Origin of the sequence: Mesorhizobium sp. M7A.F.Ca.US.006.01.1.1 (assembly GCF_003997935.1) — a bacterium.
GTDB lineage: Bacteria > Pseudomonadota > Alphaproteobacteria > Rhizobiales > Rhizobiaceae > Mesorhizobium.
The window spans coordinates 9,356-28,125 of record NZ_RZQL01000017.1 but is presented as its reverse complement, the minus strand read 5'-3'; the positions used below and the strand labels follow the sequence as shown (position 1 = coordinate 28,125).

Here is an 18,770-nt window from a genome sequence, read left to right as displayed (position 1 = left end):
TACGCGAGCTCAGTTCTACTGCATTGCAGTAGAACTAGGGAAGCGCAAAAAACGCCATCAGATGGCCGCCGGAGTAGAATTTCCAGACAGTCCTACACCATGCCGAGTGCGGCCTTATACAGATCGAGGATGGTTTCCTCTTCCTGACGCTCGGCCTGGTCCTTCTTGCGCAGCCGGATGATCGTGCGCATCGCCTTGGTGTCGAAGCCGGTGCCCTTGGCCTCGGCGAACACTTCCTTGATGTCGTCGGAAATGGTCTTCTTCTCTTCCTCAAGCCGCTCTATGCGCTCGATGAAGGCACGCAGCTGGCCGGCGGCAACAGTCTGGCTGGTATCGGTGATATCGTCGGCCATATTTTTCTCCAAAAGAATCGGCTCCGCGACTCGCGGACGACTGCGGCAAAATTTGAGCCGGTTCGATGCCCGACCGGCGGCGGCGGGTCAAGCCGTTATCGACCAAGCCACAAGGGGCTGCCGCCAGAAGCCGACAGCCGGTCCGTTTTGCGAACTCTTAATTGAAAGCGATCAGCAGATCCTTGGCATCGATCTGGTCGCCTGCCTTGACCAGCACCTCGGCAACGGTGCCGTCGCGCTCGGCATGCAGCGCCGTCTCCATCTTCATCGCTTCGATGGAAAGCAGCACGTCACCGGCTTTCACAGCCTGGCCGGCAGCCACCGAAAGCGCCGAAACGACGCCCGGCATCGGTGCGCCGACATGCGCCTCGTTGCCGGGTTCGGCCTTGCGGCGGGCCTTGGCGGCGGACGCGCCATGCGCCCGGTCGGGCACCTTGACACGACGCGGCTGGCCGTTGAGCTCGAAGAACACGGTGACCATGCCCTTTTCGTCGACATCGCCGATGGCCAGGCAGCGCACCACCAGCGTCTTGCCCTTCTCGATGTCGACGAAGATCTCGTCTTCCGGCTTCATGCCGTAGAAGTACGTCGGCGTCGGCAGGACGCTGACCGGCCCATAGGTTTCCTGCGCGCCGGCGAAATCCGTAAACACCTTCGGATACATCAGCCACGAGGCGAATTCGAACTCCGACAGCTTGCGCTCGAGCTTCTCCTCGATTTCCTTGCGGTTGGCCTTGAGGTCGGCTGGCTTGAGCAGCGAGCCGGGCCGCACCGTGATCGGCTTGTCGCCTTTGAGCGCCTTCTTCTGCAGCGCCGCCGGCCACCCGCCTGGTGACTGGCCGAGATCGCCGCGCAGCATCGAGACGACCGAATCCGGGAAGGCGATATCCCTGTCCGGGTTTTCAACATCGGCAACGGTGAGATCCTGGCTGACCATCATCAATGCCATGTCGCCGACGACCTTGGACGACGGCGTCACCTTGACGATGTCGCCGAACATCAGATTGACGTCGTGATAGGTCTGCGCCACCTCGTGCCAGCGCGTCTCCAGTCCGAGCGAGCGCGCCTGTTCCTTCAGATTGGTGAACTGCCCGCCCGGCATCTCGTGCAGATAGACTTCCGAGGCCGGCCCCTTGAGGTCGCTTTCGAAGGCGGCGTACTGGTTGCGCACCGCTTCCCAGTAGAACGAGATCTTCCTGATCCATTGCGGGTCGAGACCAGGGTCGCGTTCAGTGCCCTTCAGCGCCTCGACGAGCGAGCCAAGGCATGGCTGCGAGGTGTTGCCGGAGAAGGCATCCATCGCCGCGTCTATGGCGTCGACGCCGCTTTCCACTGCCGCCAGCACCGTCGCCGCCGACAGGCCCGACGTGTCGTGGGTGTGGAAATGGATCGGCAGGTCGGTCGCCTCGCGCAGCGCCTTGAACAGCACGCGAGCCGCCGCAGGCTTCAGCAGGCCGGCCATGTCCTTGACGGCGATGATGTGGGCGCCCGCCGCCTGCAAATCCCTGGCCAGGCCGACATAGTATTTGAGGGCGTATTTCGCCCGCGCCGGATCGAGGATGTCGCCGGTGTAGCAGATCGCCGCCTCACACAGCTTGCCCTCGGCGCCGACCGCATCCATGGCGACGCGCATGTTGTCAACCCAGTTCAGGCAATCGAAGACCCGGAACAGGTCGATGCCACCGCTTGCTGCCTGCTTGACGAAATGCTGCACGACATTGTCGGGATAGTTGGTGTAGCCGACGCCATTGGCGCCGCGCAGCAGCATCTGCAGCAACAGATTGGGCGCTGCCTCGCGCACCAGCGACAGCCGCTCCCACGGATCCTCGGTGAGGAAGCGCATGGCGACGTCGAAGGTGGCGCCACCCCAGCATTCCAGCGATAGAAGCTGCGGCAAGGCACGCGCATAGGTGCCGGCGATGCCGGCAATGTCATGCGTGCGCATGCGCGTCGCCAGCAACGACTGGTGGCCATCACGCATCGTCGTGTCGGTGACCAGCACTTGCCTTTGCTCGCGCATCCAGGCGGCGAACTTCTCCGGCCCGAGCACATCCAGCTTCTGCTTGCTGCCGCCGGGCACATTGCCGTTGAGGTAAGGGACCACGGGTGCCGCGGCATCGGACTTCGGCTGTGGCCTGCCGCGCGTCTCGGGATGGCCGTTGACGCTGACGTCGGCGAGATAGTTGATGAGCTTGGTGGCGCGATCCTGGCGCTTGACCTGCTGGAACAGTTCCGGCGTCGTGTCGATGAACTTGGTCGTGTAGGAATTGTCGGCGAAGCTCGGATGGTTGATGATCGCTTCGAGGAAGGTCAAATTGGTGGCGACGCCGCGGATGCGGAACTCGCGCAGCGCCCGGTTCATGCGGGCGATGGTCTCGGCAGGCGTCGGCGCCCAGGCCGTCACCTTCTCCAGCAGCGGATCGTAGAAGCGGGTGATGACAGCGCCCGAATAGGCGGTGCCGCCGTCGAGGCGGATGCCGAAGCCTGTTGCGCCGCGATAGGCGGTGATCCGGCCGTAATCGGGGATGAAATTGTGTTCGGGATCTTCCGTGGTGATGCGGCACTGCAGCGCGTGGCCGTTCAGCCTTATGTCCTTTTGCGCCGGCACGCCTGATTCCGGCGTGCCGATGGCAAAGCCGTCGAGGATATGGATCTGCGCCTTGACGATGTCGATGCCGGTCACCTGCTCGGTGACGGTGTGCTCGACCTGGATGCGCGGATTGACCTCGATGAAATAGAATTTGCCGGTGTCGGCATCCTGCAGGAACTCGACCGTGCCTGCGCCGATGTAACTGGTCTCGCGGGCGATCTTCAGCGCATGGCCGCAAAGCTCCTCGCGCTGCGACATTTCGAGATAGGGCGCCGGCGCCCGCTCGACGACCTTCTGGTTGCGGCGCTGGATCGAACAGTCGCGCTCGAACAGGTGCACGGCATTGCCATGCGTGTCGCCCAGCACCTGCACCTCGACATGGCGGGCGCGTTCGATCAGCTTTTCGAGATAGACCTCGTCCTTGCCAAAGGCGGCTTTCGCCTCGCGCTTGCCTTCGGTGACTTCACGGGCAAGGTCGGCTTCGGCGCGGATGGCGCGCATGCCGCGGCCGCCGCCGCCCCATGATGCCTTCAGCATCACCGGGTAGCCGATTTCCTTGGCCAGTTTCTTGACCGCCTCCATGTCATCCGGCAACGGATCGGTGGCGGGGATCACCGGCACCCCGACCTCGATGGCGAGATTGCGCGCAGCGACCTTGTTGCCGAGTCGCCGCATTGTGTCCGGCTTCGGCCCGATGAAGGTAATGCCGGCTTCGGCACAGGCGTCGGCGAATTCGGGGCTTTCCGACAACAATCCGTAGCCGGGATGAATGGCATCGGCACCCGACAGCCTGGCGACGCGGATCACCTCCTCGATCGACAGATAGCTTTCGATCGGCCCCATGTCCCTGGTCAGATGCGGCCCGCGTCCGACCTGGTAGCTCTCGTCGGCCTTGAAGCGATGCAGGGAGTATTTGTCTTCTTCGGCCCAGATCGCCACGGTTTTGAGGCCGAGTTCGTTGGCCGCGCGGAAGACGCGAATGGCGATTTCGGACCGGTTGGCGACAAGGATCTTCGTGATGGCCAAGGACTGGGCTCCAGCAACGGAAGGAAGAGAAATCGGCGCAATGATTAGCGTGAAAATGCTGCAGTGCAAACGAAATTGACGCGCATTTAAACCGATTGAAATGGAATCATTCTGCCGCAGGCCCTCGCATTCATCCAAACAGCCAGAAAAAGCGCCGGCTTGCGGTTAACGCACGATCATTCCCCGCCTAAGAACCCGGCTGCATCGGGCCGCCCCCTGAACGTGATGGCAAAAGAAAATGCCCGGCGCGAGGCGCCGGGCATCGTAAACGGTCTGGAGACTGACGAGCTTACATCTTCTGGATGTAGGTGTACTTGCCGTCGTCGCCCTTCTTCCATTCGTACATCACGTAGCCGGGCAGCGTCGGGTCGCCCTTGGCGTCATAGGAAAGGTCGCCGAGCACGGTCTTGAACGGGCCGTTTTCATGCAGCGCCTTGGCAACTGCCTGCGGGTCGTTCGACTTGGCAGCGGTCGCTGCTTCCGCGATCGCCTGCACGGCAGCGTAGGAGTAGAGCGTATAGGCTTCCGGCTCGAAGCCCTGCGCGCGGAACTTCTCGACGAGTTCCTTGTTGGCGGGGATCAGCCGCGGATCCGGACCGAACGTGTTGAGCGTGCCCGCAACCGCGTCGCCCGCGATCGAAGCCAACTCGTTCGACACGATGCCGTCGCCGGAGACCAGCGTCGCCTTGAGGCCCTGGTCGGCGGCCTGGCGGATGATCAGGCCGGCTTCGGTGTGCAAGCCGCCCCAGTAGATGATCGAAACGCCGGCTTCCTTCATCTTGGCGATCAGCGCCGAGAAGTCCTTGTCGCCGACATTGATGCCTTCGTACATGACTTCCGTCACGCCCTTGGCGTTCATCGCCTTCTTGGTTTCGTCGGCAAGACCCTGACCGTAGGTGGTCTTGTCGTGCACGACCGCGATCTTGGCGTCCTTGAAGTTGGCGGCCAGATAAGCACCGGCAATGCTGCCCTGCTGATCATCGCGTCCGCAGGTGCGGAACACGTTCCACAGGCCGCGTTCGGTGAACTGAGGATTGGTGGCTGCCGGGGTGATCTCGACGATGCCGTTCTCGGCGTAGACTTCCGAGGCCGGGATCGAGACGCCGGAGTTGAAGTGACCGACCACGAACTTGACGCCGTCGCCGACGAACTTGTTGGCGACCGAGATACCCTGCTTCGGATCGGAGACGTCGTCGCCGACTTCGAGCTTGATCTGCTCGCCGTTGATGCCGCCCTTGGCATTGATGTCGGCGACGGCCGCTTCCGCACCCTTCTGCAGCTGCGCGCCGAAGGCGGCGTTCGGACCGGTGATCGGGCCGGCGACGCCCATCATTACGTCAGCCCACGCGGCACCGCTGAACGCGACAAGCGCGGTCAGGGCGACGGCGGACAAAAGTGACTTTTTCATTTAAACGCTCCCATTAACGGAGTGGGCGTGGATGAAGCTTTCATGCGATGCCCACCCTTATCGCAGAAAGCATAGTTTGCCGATTTTCAGGCACTTGTCACGCCGATTCAATTTCGAGGCGGCGTTAATGATGAACGTCAACCTTTCGGTTTCCAGCTCAAGAGTGAAGCTCTTTCGTAGAGCCAATTATACTGTGTCACCATCTGGTTGGTGCGCGTGTATTGATAGCCGACGAAGCCGAGGATCATCAGCACGATGGTGTCGACGACATAATAGTGCAGCGAGAACATGGTGCCGCCGAACAGCGCGTGATGGATGAAGCGGATCGCGATGCCGAGGCCCAGCACATAGGCGAACAGCTGGATGAAGCTGCGCCACGTCTGAGCACTGGCCTTGCCCGTCATCCACGCCGCCCAGCCGCCGAGCAGACAGGTGACGAAGAAGAACTGCCAGATCGAGGGTTCCTCGTAAAGAATGCCCTGCATGGTGAAGTCTCCTTAGCATGATCCCGAAAGTTGCGGACTTTCCGGACAAGATCATGCGACAAACAAACAATCTGGAGCGGAATGGCGAATGCACGCATTCCGCTCCGAACTCAGTGGTGTCCGCCTTCGAGATAGGCGGCGCGCACTTCCGGATTGGCGAGCAGTTCCTTGCCGGTGCCGCTCATCGTCACATTGCCGTTGACCATGACGTAGCCGCGCGTGGCGAGCTTGAGCGCGCCGAAGGCGTTCTGCTCGACCAGGAACACGGTGAGCCCCTGGGTGCGGTTCAGTTCGCGGATGGCGTCGAAGATCTGCTTGACGATCAGCGGCGCGAGACCCAGCGACGGCTCGTCGAGCAAAAGCAGCTTCGGTCGTGCCATCAGCGCGCGTCCGATCGACAGCATCTGCTGCTCACCGCCCGACAGCGTGCCGCCGCGCTGGGTGATGCGCTCTTTCAATCGCGGGAACAGCGTGAACACCTTCTCGACGTCCTCGTCATAGTGCTTGAGGTTGTCGAGACTGGCGCCCATCTGCAGGTTTTCCATCACCGTCATGCGCGGAAAGATCCGCCGGCCCTCCGGCGACTGGGCAATGCGCATGCGCGCGATCTCGTGCGTCGGCATCTGGGTTATGTCGGTGCCGGCAAAGGTGATGGTGCCGGCGCGAGCCCGCGGCGAGCCGAAAATGGTCATCATCAGCGTCGACTTGCCGGCGCCATTGGCACCGATCAGTGCCACGATCTCACCCTGGTTGACGGTGACATCGACGCCGTTCAGCGCCCGGATGTTGCCGTAATAGGTCTGCACGCCCTTGATATCGAGCAGCGTTGTCGCGGCCATCACTTGCCCCCTCCGCGCTTGCCCGCCACGGGCTTGGCAGCGGTCTTGCTCGCGGTCTTTCCGGAGGCTGCCTTTGCAGTCTTTGCGGAAGCATGGCTTGTCGCCACCTTGCCCGCGTCGACGCGGCGCGAGAATTCCGTGTCCTTGCCCTGGCCGAGCAGCCTGGCCTGTTTGACCCATTCCTCGCGCGCGATACGTCCGTCAAAGGCGAGATAGGCTTCGGCGGCCTCGACGTCGGCCTTTTTCCAGGCGCCGATCTGGTCGAAATGGAAGATACCGTGATCGTTGAGCTTCTTCTCGTTGACCGTGCCGATGCCCTTGATGCGGGTCAAATTGTCGGCCTTGCCGCCGCGAGGCGCCGCCAGCCGGTTGGAGATCTCTCCAACCTTCGCCGGCGCCTTGGCTGCCGGCTTGGCGGATGCGGTCGACTTCGCCGCCGTGCCTGTTGCCGCCTTTGAAGCCGCTTTCGGAGCAGGCTTTGCCTTCGCCGCCGGCACGGCTGCCAGCGAGGCTGCCTTGTTTGCCGCGGCAAGCGACCTGGCGTCGACCTGACCGGCCTTTGACGCTCCCTTGGCCACCGTAACCCGCTCGCCCGAACTATGGCCGACCGTGTCGGTCACCGGCCCGGCGAGATAGGACGACGACGTTCCCGGACCATGCGCGGCATCCGGCCCTGTATCGAGCTGTTCGATGACGTCTTCGTCGCCGACTTCGGTGAGGACCGCTTCGACTTCTTCGTCGTCGACGCCGAGATAGGCGGCGATGACGCGCGGATCGGTGCGCACCGACTGCGGACTGCCGTCGGAGATCTTGCGGCCATACTCCAGCACCACGACATGGTCGGAGATCTGCATGACCACCGACATGTCGTGCTCGATCAACAGGATCGAGGTGCCGGATGTGTTCTTGATGTCGATCAGCAGCTCGTTGAGCGCCGCCGATTCTTTCGGATTGAGGCCGGCCGCCGGCTCATCGAGACACAGAAGCTCGGGTCCCGTGCACATGGCGCGAGCGATCTCGAGACGGCGCTGCGCGCCATAGGGCAGGTCGCCGGCCGGGTCGTCGGCACGGTCGACAAGATCGGCCTTTTCCAGCCAATGCTTGGCGAGCTCCACCGATTCGGCCGAGGCCTTGCGATAGCCGCTGAAGCCGAACAGGCCAAGCACCGTGTAGCCCGATGCCTTCATCAGTTTGTTGTGCTGGGCGACCAGCAGGTTCTCCAGCAGGGTCATGCCAGAGAACAGGCGGATGTTCTGGAAGGTGCGCGCCACCTTGGCACGCGCCGGGATTTCATGGTTGGGCAGCCGCTCGAGCAGGAAGGTCGAACCATCGTTCCGGTTGAGCGTGATCATGCCTTCCGAGGGCTTGTAAAAGCCGGTGATGCAGTTGAACACCGTGGTCTTGCCGGCGCCGTTGGGGCCGATCAGCGCGGTGATCTCGCCGCGCTTGGCGGCGAAAGACAGATCGCCGATGGCCACCAGGCCACCAAACTTCATCGACAGGTGATCGACCTGAAGGATAGCGTCGTTCATGCCCGAAGTGGCTTTCTGAACAGGGTTCGCATTCATCAGCCGTGTCCTTCCTTGGTGAAGGAGCTTGAGACAGCCTTTCGCTCCTTGAGGAAGGCGGTTGGTTCACGACTGCCGACGAAGCCGCGCGGCTTCCACAGCATGACGATGACCATGGCCATGCCGAACAGAAGCATGCGGTAGAGTTCCGGCGTGAAGTCCGGTCCGAAGACCTGCTTGAGGAAGTCGAGTTCGCGCAACGCCTCGGTGCCGCCGATCATCACCATTGCGGCGACCGCGATGCCGACCAGCGAGCCCATGCCACCGAGAACGACGATGGCCAGGATGATGGCCGATTCCAGGAAGACGAAGGATTCCGGGCTGACGAAGCCCTGCCGTGCGGCGAAGAAGGCGCCGGCGAAGCCGCCGAACATCGCACCCGTGGCAAAGGCTGTAAGCTTCGTGGTGGTGGTGTTGATGCCGAGCGAGCGGCAGGCGATCTCGTCCTCCCGCAACGCTTCCCAGGCACGGCCGACCGGCATGCGCCGCAGCCGGATGGTGACGAAGGCTGTCAGCAGCGCCAGCGCCAGGATCAGGTAGTAGAGGAAGATCTTGTAGTAGGCGCTCGATGTCGCCAGATGCAGCACCTTGGCGATGTAATTGGGGTCCGACACGTTGAAGGTCATCAGGCCGAAGAAGGTGACCTTCGGGATGCCGGAAATACCGGCTGAACCGTTGGTGACCTCACGCCAGTTGATCAGCACCAGGCGGATGATCTCACCGAAAGCCAAGGTGACGATCGCCAGATAGTCGCCGCGCAGGCGCAACACCGGGAAACCGAGCAGCACGCCCCAGAAGGCGGCCATGGCACCGGCGGCCGGCAAAAGGATCCAGAACGACAGGCCGTACTGCGTGCCGAGCAGCGCATAGGCATAGGCGCCGACCGCGTAGAAGGCGACATAACCGAGGTCGAGCAGGCCGGCGAGACCGACGACGATGTTCAGGCCCCAGGCCAGCATCACATAGATCAGGATCTGGATGCCGAAATTGTCGACCCATTTCAGCGAGCCTTGCAGCCCGCCGACGAACGACCAGGACATCAGCGACAGGATCGCCACCACCAGGATCGGATAGAGGATCAGCGCGGCAATGCCGAGTTTGGTGAAGTTGGCATGGATGAAGCCGCGGAAATAATAGATCACGCAGGCCAGCACATAGATGACCGCCAGGGCGCGCAGGAATTGCAGATAGCCCGCCGGCTCCGCTCCAACCCATCCCACGAGAGAGCTGTTGACCGCAAACAACACCACCGCCGCGACCAAGGCCACGATGAAGGCCGGCAACTGGAAGAAGCGTGACGCCACGCTGGCCGGCAGCAGACCGGTGGCGACGTCGGTGATCTTCTGGTTGGCCAGGAAGGGCTGGCCATAAGCGACATAGAGGAAGCGCCCGATGGCCGTGGCGATCACCACCACGGCAAGCAGGCCCCAGCGCGTCGTCAGGACCAGTTCATTGGAAATGTTCTGGCCGGTCTTCAGGCCGATGAACAGCACGAACAGGCCAAACGATATGGCAGCGGCATAGAGCGCCTCACGCAACGCGCGCTGCATGGGGGTGGCGACGGTGTCGCGCTCCGGAGATACGGTGACGGCCATGGTCTCAGACCTTTTCGACTTCTGGCCGGCCCAATATGCCGGAAGGCAGGAAGATCAGCACAATGGCCAGGATCGAGAACGCCGCGACGTCCTTGTAGTCGATTGAGAAATAGGCCGACCACATGCTCTCGATGAAGCCGATCAGCAGCCCGCCGACCACCGCGCCCGGCAGCGAACCGATGCCGCCCAGCACCGCCGCCGTGAAGGCCTTCACGCCCGGCGTGAAGCCATCCGAGAAGGCAATGACGCCGTAATACATCAGGAACAACGTGCCGGCGACCGCGGCAAGGGCTGCACCCATGATGAAAGTGATCGAGATAGTACGGTCGACATCGATGCCGAGCAGCGCCGCCATCTTGCGGTCCTGCTCACAGGCCCGTTGCGCTCGCCCGAGCGAGGTCTTGTTGACCAGATACCAGAACAGCGCCAGCAGCAGCGCCGTGACGACGACGATGATGATCTGCTTCAGCGACACGCTGATGCCGTTGATGTTGTAAACCTGGCTGACCATCGGCGGGATCGGCTTGTTGCGGGGACCCTGCGTCACCTGGACGAAGTTCGACAGCGCGATCGACATGCCGATGGCAGTGATCAGCGGGGCCAACCGGAACGAACCGCGCAGCGGCCGGTAGGCCACCTTCTCGATGGTCCAGTTGTAAAGGCTGGTGAGCAGCATCGCCACGATCATCATGACCAGCAGCGCCACCACAACGGGCACCGAATAGAACAGCGCGCCCAGTGCGAGAAAGACGATCAGTGCCGTGAAGGCACCCACCATGAAGATGTCGCCATGGGCGAAATTGATCATGCCGATGATGCCGTAGACCATCGTGTAGCCGATCGCGATCAGCCCATAGATCGATCCCAGCGTCAGCCCGTTGATAAGCTGCTGGACAAAGTACTGCATGTGTACATAGCTCCCCTGGAACGTCGCCCATGCAGACGCATTCCTTTTCGTATTTCCCCTAGTCGTAAAGTTTCGAGCCCGGATTGCAACGTCATTTTTCAATCGTCATGCGTGTTTTCGAAGCACGCCGTCCGATTGCCCGTTTTCCATCATCCGACCCCTGGACTATCGCGGACCCTACCATTGGCATAACGCAATGTCTTTGACGATTCGACCGCATCATGCGCTCCGTTTCGAAGAAATCGCCGTCAAAATTAGGTGATGAAAGGAATCCTTGCGTTTCTGGCGCCATCCATTTTTCAAGCCGTTGCTTTCCGCAAGGTCAGGATTCCCATCACTTGACAACAAATCCGTGCGCGAACGGGTCGCGGTCGTCGATGAAGATGGTGTTCAGTCCGGTCATCCGCGCCCAGCCGCCGATCGAGGGAATGATGGCCGGCTTGCCGGCCACGCTGACATCCTTTTCGACCTTGCCCTTGAACAGCGAACCGATGATCGATTCATGGACGAAGCTGTCGCCGGCCTTGAGTTTGCCCTTGGCATGAAGCTGTGCCATGCGCGCCGAGGTGCCGGTGCCGCAGGGCGAGCGGTCGATCGCCTTGTCGCCGTAGAACACGGCATTGCGGGCATCCGCCCCATCCACCGTCGGCGCACCGGTCCACAGCATGTGCGACAGCCGGTTGATGCCAGGATTTTCCGGATGCACGAAAGAATATTTCTCGTTGAGCCGCTGGCGCACCACCGGGCTCCAAGCGATGAAGTCGCCCGCCGAATAATCGGCCATGTCGCGATAGTTTTTCTGCGGTTCGACGATGGCGTAGAAGTTGCCGCCATAGGCGACGTCGACGGTGATTTCGCCGAGCCCAGGGCATTCGACCGTCAGCCCCTCGGCATGGAGGAAGGACGGCACATTGGTGATGCGCACCTCCTCGACATAGTCGCCGACCTGCTTGTATTCGGCGATGACCAGACCGGCCGGCGTGTCGAGCCTGAGCACGCCCGGCGTCTTTGGTTTGATCAGTCCGTGCTCGATGGCCATCGTCACCGTACCGATGGTGCCGTGGCCGCACATCGGCAGGCAGCCGGAGGTTTCGATGAACAGGATGGCGATGTCGCAATCCTTGCGCGTCGGTGGATAAAGGATGGAGCCGGACATCACGTCGTGGCCGCGCGGCTCGAACATCAGGCCGGTGCGGATCCAGTCATACTCGGCCAGAAAATGCGCACGCCGCTCCATCATCGTCGCGCCCTGTAGCAGCGGGCCGCCGCCGGCGACCAGCCGCACCGGATTGCCGCAGGTGTGGCCGTCTATGCAGAAGAAGGATTTCTTGGCCATGACGCTCCTCGAAAATCAAAAACCCGAAAAAATCAAAATCGTTGCGGACTGAAGGGGGCCAGATCGATCGGTGGAGTCTGCCCCAGGACAAGATCCCGGATCAACCGTCCGGTGGCCGCCGCCTGGGTCAGGCCGAGATGGCCATGGCCGAAGGCATAGACCACCGACCGCCTTCCCGGCGCGCCGCCGATGACGGGCACTGAATCCGGCAGCGAGGGACGGAACCCCATCCATTCGCGCCCACCTGAGGGGTCGAGCCCCGGCAGGAATTTCTGCGCCTTCCGCAGCAGCGCCTTCGACCTGGCATAATTGGGCGGCCGCTCGATGCCGCCGAGTTCGACGGCGCCGCCGACGCGCAGGCCCGTTTCGAGCGGCGTGACGACGAAACCATGGCCGGAGAAGATCAGCATCCGCTTCACGTCGAAGGCACTCGTCGGCAGCGTGGTGTTGTAGCCGCGCTCGGTTTCCAGCGGAATGCGATCGCCGAGCTGCCGCGCCAGCAGATGCGACCATGCGCCGGCGGCGACGACAAGGTGTCGCGCCTGCCTTGTGGTGCCGTCTGCCAACGTCAGCGTCGCACCATCCTGATCCGCCGCGACTTGGCTGATTCGGGCCAGCTCAAATCGGGCGCCTTTGCTTTGTGCGTAGGCCCACACCGCCTTGCCCAGCAGTTTCGGGTCGGCGACCGTCTTCCATCCCGGCACGAACGTGCCTTTGATGAAGCGCGGCGACAGCCCCGGCTGCAAGGCAGCTAGTTCCTCGCCCTCGACATGGCGGAAACCGATGCCGAAACGCTCACGCGCCGCCCAGCCGCTTAGCCCGGCCTGGAACTCGGCTTCGCTTTCGTAGAGCTCGAGCGAGCCATCCTCGCGCAGCATCGAGCGCGTACCGGAGCGATCGAGCAGGCCCATCCACTCCGCTTCGGCAAGCTTCATCACGCCCGCCTGAGCGGCCAGGCTCGCTTCGTACTTTCCAGGCGCACCGGCGCGCCAGAAGCGGATCAGCCAGGGCAGAAGCTTCGGCAAATAGGCGGGCGGAATGCTGAGCGGTCCGAGCGGATCGGCCAGCCATTTCGGCAGCTGCCGCATCATGCCCTTGTGGGCCAGCGGCAACACGTCGGAGAAGGCGAAGGCGGCGGCATTGCCGGAGCTCGTCTCCTCGCAAATGCCTGTGCGATCGAAGACGGTGACCCTGCGTCCCGCCTCGGCGAGAGAGGCAGCGGCGCAGATGCCGATGATGCCGCCACCGATGATAGCGATGTCCTCCCCTTCTCCCCGTTCACGGGGAGAAGGTGCCCGAAGGGCGGATGAGGGGCTGCGCCCTGCTTCTGTCGACTTGGAATTTCCTGACACGTAGGCGCTGCCCCTCATCTGGCTGCCGCCATCTTCTCCCCATGAACGGGGAGAAGAAAGCCATCAAAATGTCGGCAGTGTCGGTCGCACGGCGAGCGCATCCTTGACGATCTTCTCGACAGCCTTGCGGCGCTCCCCAGACAACGGCTGGCGCGGCATGCGAACGCGGTCATTTGTGTTGATCGCGAACACTTCGGCAAGCTTGATGTTTTGGACCAGATAGGTCGAGACGTCGAGATCGAGCAGGGGCCGGAACCAGCGGTAGATGCCAAGCGCCTCTTCGCGGCGACCCTGCTTCATCAGCTGGTAGATGGCGACCGTCTCGCGCGGGAACGCGGTGACAAGTCCGGCCACCCAGCCGATGGCGCCGACCGACAGCGCCTCGAAAGCCAGATTGTCGACGCCGGTGAACAGGTCGTAGCGGGTGCCCAGGCGATTGATGATCTCGGTCGAGCGACGGATGTCGTCGGAGGATTCCTTGATCGCGACGAAGCGCTTGTCCGACGCCAGTTCCTCCATCTGGTCGACGCTGACGTCGACCCGGTAGGCGAGCCGGTTGGAGTAGATCATGACCGGCAGGTCGCCCGCCTCGGCGACCGCGCGCAGCGCAGCGACCGTCTCTTCCGCATTGGTGTGGTAGATCGGGCTCGGCACGACCATGAGGCCGTTGGCGCCTTCCCGGCTCGCGCGCTTGGCGATGCTGGCCGCCTCACGTGTGCCGGCCTCGTTCACCGTCAGCAGCACCGGCTTCTTGCCGGCAACTTTCTGCGCGGTCTTCAGCACCTCGATCTTCTCGTCGGGAGACAGCATCGGCCCTTCCCCGAGCGATCCGCAGACGATGATGCCGTCGCAGCCGGCCTCCATCTGCAGGCTGAAGCAGCGCTCCATCTCGGCATGATCGAGGCGATCATCCGCGGTGAATTTGGTCGTGACGGCAGGAAAAACTCCGGTCCACATGATCATCTCTCCATCTGATATATCAGTGGTATATCTATTAACAAACCCGCTGTCAATGCGGATTCCGCTGTGATATATTCAAGATATATCAGGAGAGCGCGTTTGATATCCATAGCAGCAAGCCCCCCGACCGAGCCGGCCGCCGCCAAGGCCTACCATGTGCTCGAGCACATGATCGTCACGCTCGAACTGGCCCCGGCAAGCTTCGTCACCGAGGGCGCCCTGATCGACAGACTCGGGCTTGGCAGGACACCGGTGCGCGAGGCGATCCAGCGGCTGGCCTGGGAAGGGCTGCTTGACGTCAGGCCGCGCGCCGGCATCGCCATCGCCCCGCTCCATCCCGGCGACTGGCTGCGCGTGCTCGACGCGCGTCGAGGCGTCGAGGTGGTGCTCGCCCGCTCGGCCGCCCGCTTCGTCACCCGCGAGGCCGCCGACCTGTTTCACGAAGCAGCGCTTGCCATGCAGAAAGCGGTGATCTCGGGCAACGTGCTTGCCTTCATCCAGGCCGACAAGGCACTCGACGAAGCGCTGGCGCTGGCTGCCGACAATCCCTTCGCCGCCCGCTTGGCCGCCCCTTTGCAGACCCACAGCCGACGCTTCTGGTTCCGCTACAAGGCCGAGACCGGTCTAGCCGAATCCGCCGAGCACCATGTCGCGCTGATCCGCTCGATCCTTGCCGGCGACGAGGAGGCCGCGGCCAAGGACGCCAAACGCCTTATGGCGCTGCTCCGCGGCCACGCCGAGACGGCTGCGACGCGCTGAACCTCTTTTATATCCGGTGCGCTTTCGTCGCCGACGCTTGCTGGAAGCTCGGGTCAAGTCCCTGGCAAGGCAGCCGCCGCCATCAACGAACCGTCCCAGCCTTCGCCCGCCGTGATGACGCAGCTCTGACCATGCGTGTCGGTGGCAAGAATCGTCCAGGTGCCCTGGTCGGAGACGAATATCTCAAGAATCACGCTCGGGTTGACCAAGCCGCGCGCCGCTTCGTTTTCGTGGAATTTTTCCCCGAGCGCTTTGATCATATCCGCACGGGCGGCGCATTGCTCCGCCAGCGCCGGGACGGCGGCAAACGCGGAAACCGCCGCGAAAAATAGCGTTGCCACAAGACGGGTCATCTGACACCTCCTTGCGCCAGACGATGTCCCCGAAGCTGTCGCCAGCGCCGTTGCTTGATCTGCCGTACCTCCTTGCGGCAGGACTGCAGACCAAGACGGCAGAGGCCTACTTGGTTCCATCACATTAGCGTTCAAGCGGATAGGGTCGCACCGGATTGGAAAAAAGGCCCGGGCGCGAGCCCGGGCCTTAAAATCCAGATCAATCTGTTGTCCCGTCAGTTTCATCGTCGAGATGACGAATTCCGCACGGTCCTTGATGCCTGCCCGCGCGCCTGCAGCTGCAGGCGAGGACGCGCAGCGAGAAAATCGTCCGGCTAGTTCATCGTCGGAATAACGAACTCCGCACCGTCCTTGATGCCGGACGGCCAGCGCGAGGTCACCGTCTTGGTCTTGGTGTAGAAGCGGAACGCGTCCGGGCCGTGCTGGTTGAGGTCGCCGAAGGAAGATGCCTTCCAACCGCCGAAGGTGTAGTAGGCGATCGGCACGGGGATCGGCACGTTGATGCCGACCATGCCGACCTGGACACGGCTTGCAAAGTCGCGCGCGGCATCGCCGTCACGGGTAAAGATGGCGACGCCATTGCCCATCTCGTGGTCGTTGGCGAGCTTGATCGCGCTCTCATAGGTCGGCGCGCGCACAACAGAGAGCACCGGCCCAAAGATCTCTTCCTTGTAGATACGCATGTCCGCGGTGACGTTGTCGAACAGGCAGCCGCCCATATAGTAGCCGTCTTCATAGCCCTGCATGGAGAAGCCGCGGCCATCGACCACCAGCTTGGCGCCTTCCTTGACGCCGGTGTCGACATAGCCCTTGACCCGCTCCAGGGCTTGGCGCGTCACCAGTGGGCCGAAATCGGCGGAAGAGTCGGTCGAAGGACCGACCTTCAGGCTCTCGACGCGCGGGATCAGCTTTTCCATCAGCCGGTTGGCGGTGTCGTTACCGACCGGGACGGCCACCGAGATCGCCATGCAGCGTTCGCCGGCCGAGCCGTAGCCGGCGCCGATCAGCGCGTCGACGGTCTGGTCCATGTCGGCGTCGGGCATGATGATCATGTGGTTCTTGGCGCCGCCGAAGCACTGCACGCGCTTGCCGGCGGCGGTGCCGCGCGAATAGATGTAGTGGGCGATCGGCGTCGAGCCGACAAAGCCGATGGCCTTGATATCGGGATCGTCGAGGATGGCGTCGACGACGTCCTTGTCGCCATTGACGACGTTGAGGATGCCCGCCGGCAGGCCGGCTTCGAGGAACAGTTCGGCGATGCGCATCGGCACGCCCGGATCGCGCTCCGAAGGCTTCAAGATGAAGGCGTTGCCGCAGGCGATGGCCGGCGCGATCTTCCACAGCGGGATCATTGCCGGGAAGTTGAACGGCGTGATGCCGGCGACGACGCCGAGAGGCTGGCGCATAGAATAGACGTCGATGCCGGGGCCGGCGCCGTCGGTGAATTCACCCTTCATCATGTGCGGCGCGCCGATACAGACTTCCACCACTTCGAGGCCGCGCTGGATGTCGCCCTTGGCGTCGGCGATCGTCTTGCCGTGCTCGCGCGCCAGGATGTCGGCCAGTTCGTCATAGTCGCGGGCGACCAGTTCGAGAAACTTCATCAGCACGCGTACGCGGCGCTGCGGGTTGGTCGCGGCCCATTTCGGCTGCGCTGCCTTGGCATTCTCGACAGCCGCGCGCAGTTCCGCCTGCGAAGCCAGCGCCACCGTGCCGCGCACGGAGCCGTCCATCGGCTGCATGACATCCTGCTTGCGGCCGCTGGTCCCGGCGACATGCTTGCCGCCGATGAAATGACCATAATCGATCATGATTTCTCTCCCTTGTTTGTGATGCTGCATTGTCTGCCTTCGGCCGGCGGATGGCAACGCGACGGAGAACGCAACCGTTGTGCGGAGAATAGATAACGATTGACGACCGAGCATCAATTCCCGCAAATGACGAGATGCAATTGCTGCTGGACGGATTGAGAAATTGAGTTCCACCACAGAACGCAGCGTCCACGATAGTCGTCTGGACCATTCCCATGAACTGGGATGACGTCCGCATCTTCCTTGCCGTGGCGCGCGCCGGCCAGATCCTTGGCGCGGCCAAACGGCTGGAGCTCAACCACGCTACCGTCTCGCGCCGCATCGCGGCACTCGAGGAAGCGCTGCGCACGAAACTCTTCCGTCGGCTGACCACCGGCAGCGAGCTGACGCCCGCCGGCGAGCGCTTTCTCGACATTGCCGAGCGCATGGAGGGCGACATGATCGCCGCGCGCTCGACCGTATCAGGCGAAGGCGACGATGTCTCCGGCACGGTGCGCATCGGCGCGCCGGACGGTTTTGGTGTCGCCTTCCTGGCCAAGCGCCTTGGCGCGCTGACCGCCCTGCACCGCGAACTGACGATCCAGCTGGTGCCGGTGCCGCGCTCCTTCTCCCTGTCGCGTCGCGAGGCCGACATCGCCATCACCGTCGAGCGGCCGACCGAAGGCCGGCTGGTGGCGGGTAAGCTGGTCGACTACTCGCTAGGCCTGTTTGCATCGCGCGCATACGCCGATGCCAATGGTCTGCCCAAAACAGCGACCGAACTCGGCCAACACACCCTCATCGGCTATGTGCCGGACCTCATCGTCAGCCCTTCGCTCGACTATGCGGCCGAATTCAGCGCCGACTGGCGCACCAGCTTCGCCATCTCCTCAGCGCTCGGCCAGGCCGAGGCGGTGCGCTCGGGCGCCGGCATCGGCATCCTGCATACCTTCGTCGCCCGCTCGATGCCGGAATTGGTATCCGTCGATGTGGTCGCGCCGATCCGCCGTGCCTACTGGCTGGTCTATCACGAATCAGTCCGGCCGCTGCGCCGCGTCCAGATCGTCGCCAGCTTCATCACCAAGATGGTGGAGCGGGAGCGAAACCTGTTCGTTTAGCCGTGCCGCCTTTTCCTTGCCACAAAACCGGCGAGTGTGGCATCAAGCGTGCGTTCGCCGCGTAGGGACATCCTTCAGAAAGCTGGCGCGGATAGACATGCGAGCCGTTCTTGCCATTCTGCCGCTGCTTTTCGTTTCCGCTTGCGCCAATCCGTGGACAAAGGTCCCGGAGGCCGAACTGCCCAAACCGATCCGCTACGCCATGGCGCGGCCTTCGCCTTTCGTCTTCGGCAATTATTGCGGCCCCGGCACCCGCACCGGCGACCTGTCGGCCCGGCCGGTCAACCGCCTCGACGCTGCCTGCCAGACGCATGACGCCTGTTACATAGCC

General features: G+C 62.8%; 15 protein-coding genes and 1 pseudogene. 3 read left to right on the top strand and 13 right to left on the bottom strand.

Annotated elements, in window-relative coordinates:
• Positions 1-92: 92 nt before the first annotated feature.
• The 11 genes from EN943_RS05440 to EN943_RS05390 all read right to left on the bottom strand — a co-directional run bounded on the left by EN943_RS05440 (position 93) and on the right by EN943_RS05390 (position 14,416).
• Entirely contained in the window at positions 93-353 is a 261-nt protein-coding gene (locus EN943_RS05440; RefSeq protein WP_013529099.1) for a DUF2312 domain-containing protein, read from the bottom strand.
• A 157-nt stretch (positions 354-510) separates the two neighbouring features.
• Positions 511-3,969 carry a pyruvate carboxylase gene (pyc, locus tag EN943_RS05435; RefSeq protein ID WP_127411801.1) on the bottom strand — a complete coding sequence of 1,153 codons (3,459 nt, stop codon included), beginning with the start codon at positions 3,967-3,969 and terminating at the stop codon, positions 511-513.
• A 289-nt stretch (positions 3,970-4,258) separates the two neighbouring features.
• Positions 4,259-5,377 (bottom strand): branched-chain amino acid ABC transporter substrate-binding protein, encoded by a 1,119-nt coding sequence (locus EN943_RS05430; RefSeq protein WP_127411800.1) that lies wholly within the window; start codon positions 5,375-5,377, stop codon positions 4,259-4,261.
• Between the two features lie 137 nt (positions 5,378-5,514).
• Positions 5,515-5,862, bottom strand: coding sequence for a DUF6867 family protein (locus EN943_RS05425; protein ID WP_013529096.1), 348 nt, complete (start codon positions 5,860-5,862; stop codon positions 5,515-5,517).
• Positions 5,863-5,972: 110 nt separating this feature from the next.
• Positions 5,973-6,701: an ABC transporter ATP-binding protein gene (locus EN943_RS05420; protein ID WP_127411799.1), complete on the bottom strand. Its 729-nt coding sequence runs from the start codon at positions 6,699-6,701 to the stop codon at positions 5,973-5,975.
• Positions 6,701-8,269 carry an ABC transporter ATP-binding protein gene (locus EN943_RS05415; RefSeq protein ID WP_127411798.1) on the bottom strand — a complete coding sequence of 523 codons (1,569 nt, stop codon included), beginning with the start codon at positions 8,267-8,269 and terminating at the stop codon, positions 6,701-6,703. The genes EN943_RS05420 and EN943_RS05415 overlap by 1 nt, the downstream gene beginning before the upstream one ends.
• Positions 8,269-9,864 (bottom strand): high-affinity branched-chain amino acid ABC transporter permease LivM, encoded by a 1,596-nt coding sequence (gene livM, locus EN943_RS05410; RefSeq protein WP_127411797.1) that lies wholly within the window; start codon positions 9,862-9,864, stop codon positions 8,269-8,271. Before livM ends, EN943_RS05415 begins: the two co-directional genes overlap by 1 nt.
• A 4-nt stretch (positions 9,865-9,868) precedes the next feature.
• Complete coding sequence (locus tag EN943_RS05405) at positions 9,869-10,771, bottom strand: branched-chain amino acid ABC transporter permease (RefSeq protein ID WP_027037233.1); 903 nt, start codon at positions 10,769-10,771, stop codon at positions 9,869-9,871.
• Positions 10,772-11,105: 334 nt separating this feature from the next.
• Positions 11,106-12,107 (bottom strand): 4-hydroxyproline epimerase, encoded by a 1,002-nt coding sequence (locus tag EN943_RS05400; protein ID WP_127411796.1) that lies wholly within the window; start codon positions 12,105-12,107, stop codon positions 11,106-11,108.
• A 32-nt stretch (positions 12,108-12,139) separates the two neighbouring features.
• On the bottom strand, positions 12,140-13,477 hold the full coding sequence (locus EN943_RS05395) for an FAD-binding oxidoreductase (protein WP_164778082.1): 1,338 nt from the start codon (positions 13,475-13,477) through the stop codon (positions 12,140-12,142).
• A gap of 45 nt (positions 13,478-13,522) precedes the next feature.
• On the bottom strand, positions 13,523-14,416 hold the full coding sequence (locus EN943_RS05390; protein WP_127411795.1) for a dihydrodipicolinate synthase family protein: 894 nt from the start codon (positions 14,414-14,416) through the stop codon (positions 13,523-13,525).
• Positions 14,417-14,518: 102 nt separating this feature from the next.
• Here EN943_RS05390 and EN943_RS05385 point away from each other — a divergent pair, with 102 nt between their 5' ends.
• Positions 14,519-15,178: a GntR family transcriptional regulator gene (locus EN943_RS05385; RefSeq protein WP_127411794.1), complete on the top strand. Its 660-nt coding sequence runs from the start codon at positions 14,519-14,521 to the stop codon at positions 15,176-15,178.
• A 53-nt stretch (positions 15,179-15,231) separates the two neighbouring features.
• Here EN943_RS05385 and EN943_RS05380 read toward each other — a convergent pair whose 3' ends face one another.
• Together EN943_RS05380 and EN943_RS05375 are read right to left on the bottom strand one after the other, a co-directional pair.
• Positions 15,232-15,531, bottom strand: a complete 300-nt coding sequence (locus tag EN943_RS05380) for a hypothetical protein (protein WP_127411793.1) — start codon at positions 15,529-15,531, stop codon at positions 15,232-15,234.
• A gap of 314 nt (positions 15,532-15,845) precedes the next feature.
• Positions 15,846-17,342, bottom strand: a complete 1,497-nt coding sequence (locus EN943_RS05375) for a CoA-acylating methylmalonate-semialdehyde dehydrogenase (protein WP_013529086.1) — start codon at positions 17,340-17,342, stop codon at positions 15,846-15,848.
• A 215-nt stretch (positions 17,343-17,557) separates the two neighbouring features.
• Between EN943_RS05375 and EN943_RS05370 the strand changes: the two genes are divergently transcribed.
• Positions 17,558-18,439, top strand: a complete 882-nt coding sequence (locus tag EN943_RS05370) for a LysR family transcriptional regulator (protein WP_127411792.1) — start codon at positions 17,558-17,560, stop codon at positions 18,437-18,439.
• A 97-nt stretch (positions 18,440-18,536) separates the two neighbouring features.
• Positions 18,537-18,770 (top strand): annotated as a pseudogene (locus EN943_RS38215) (hypothetical protein); the annotation flags it as partial.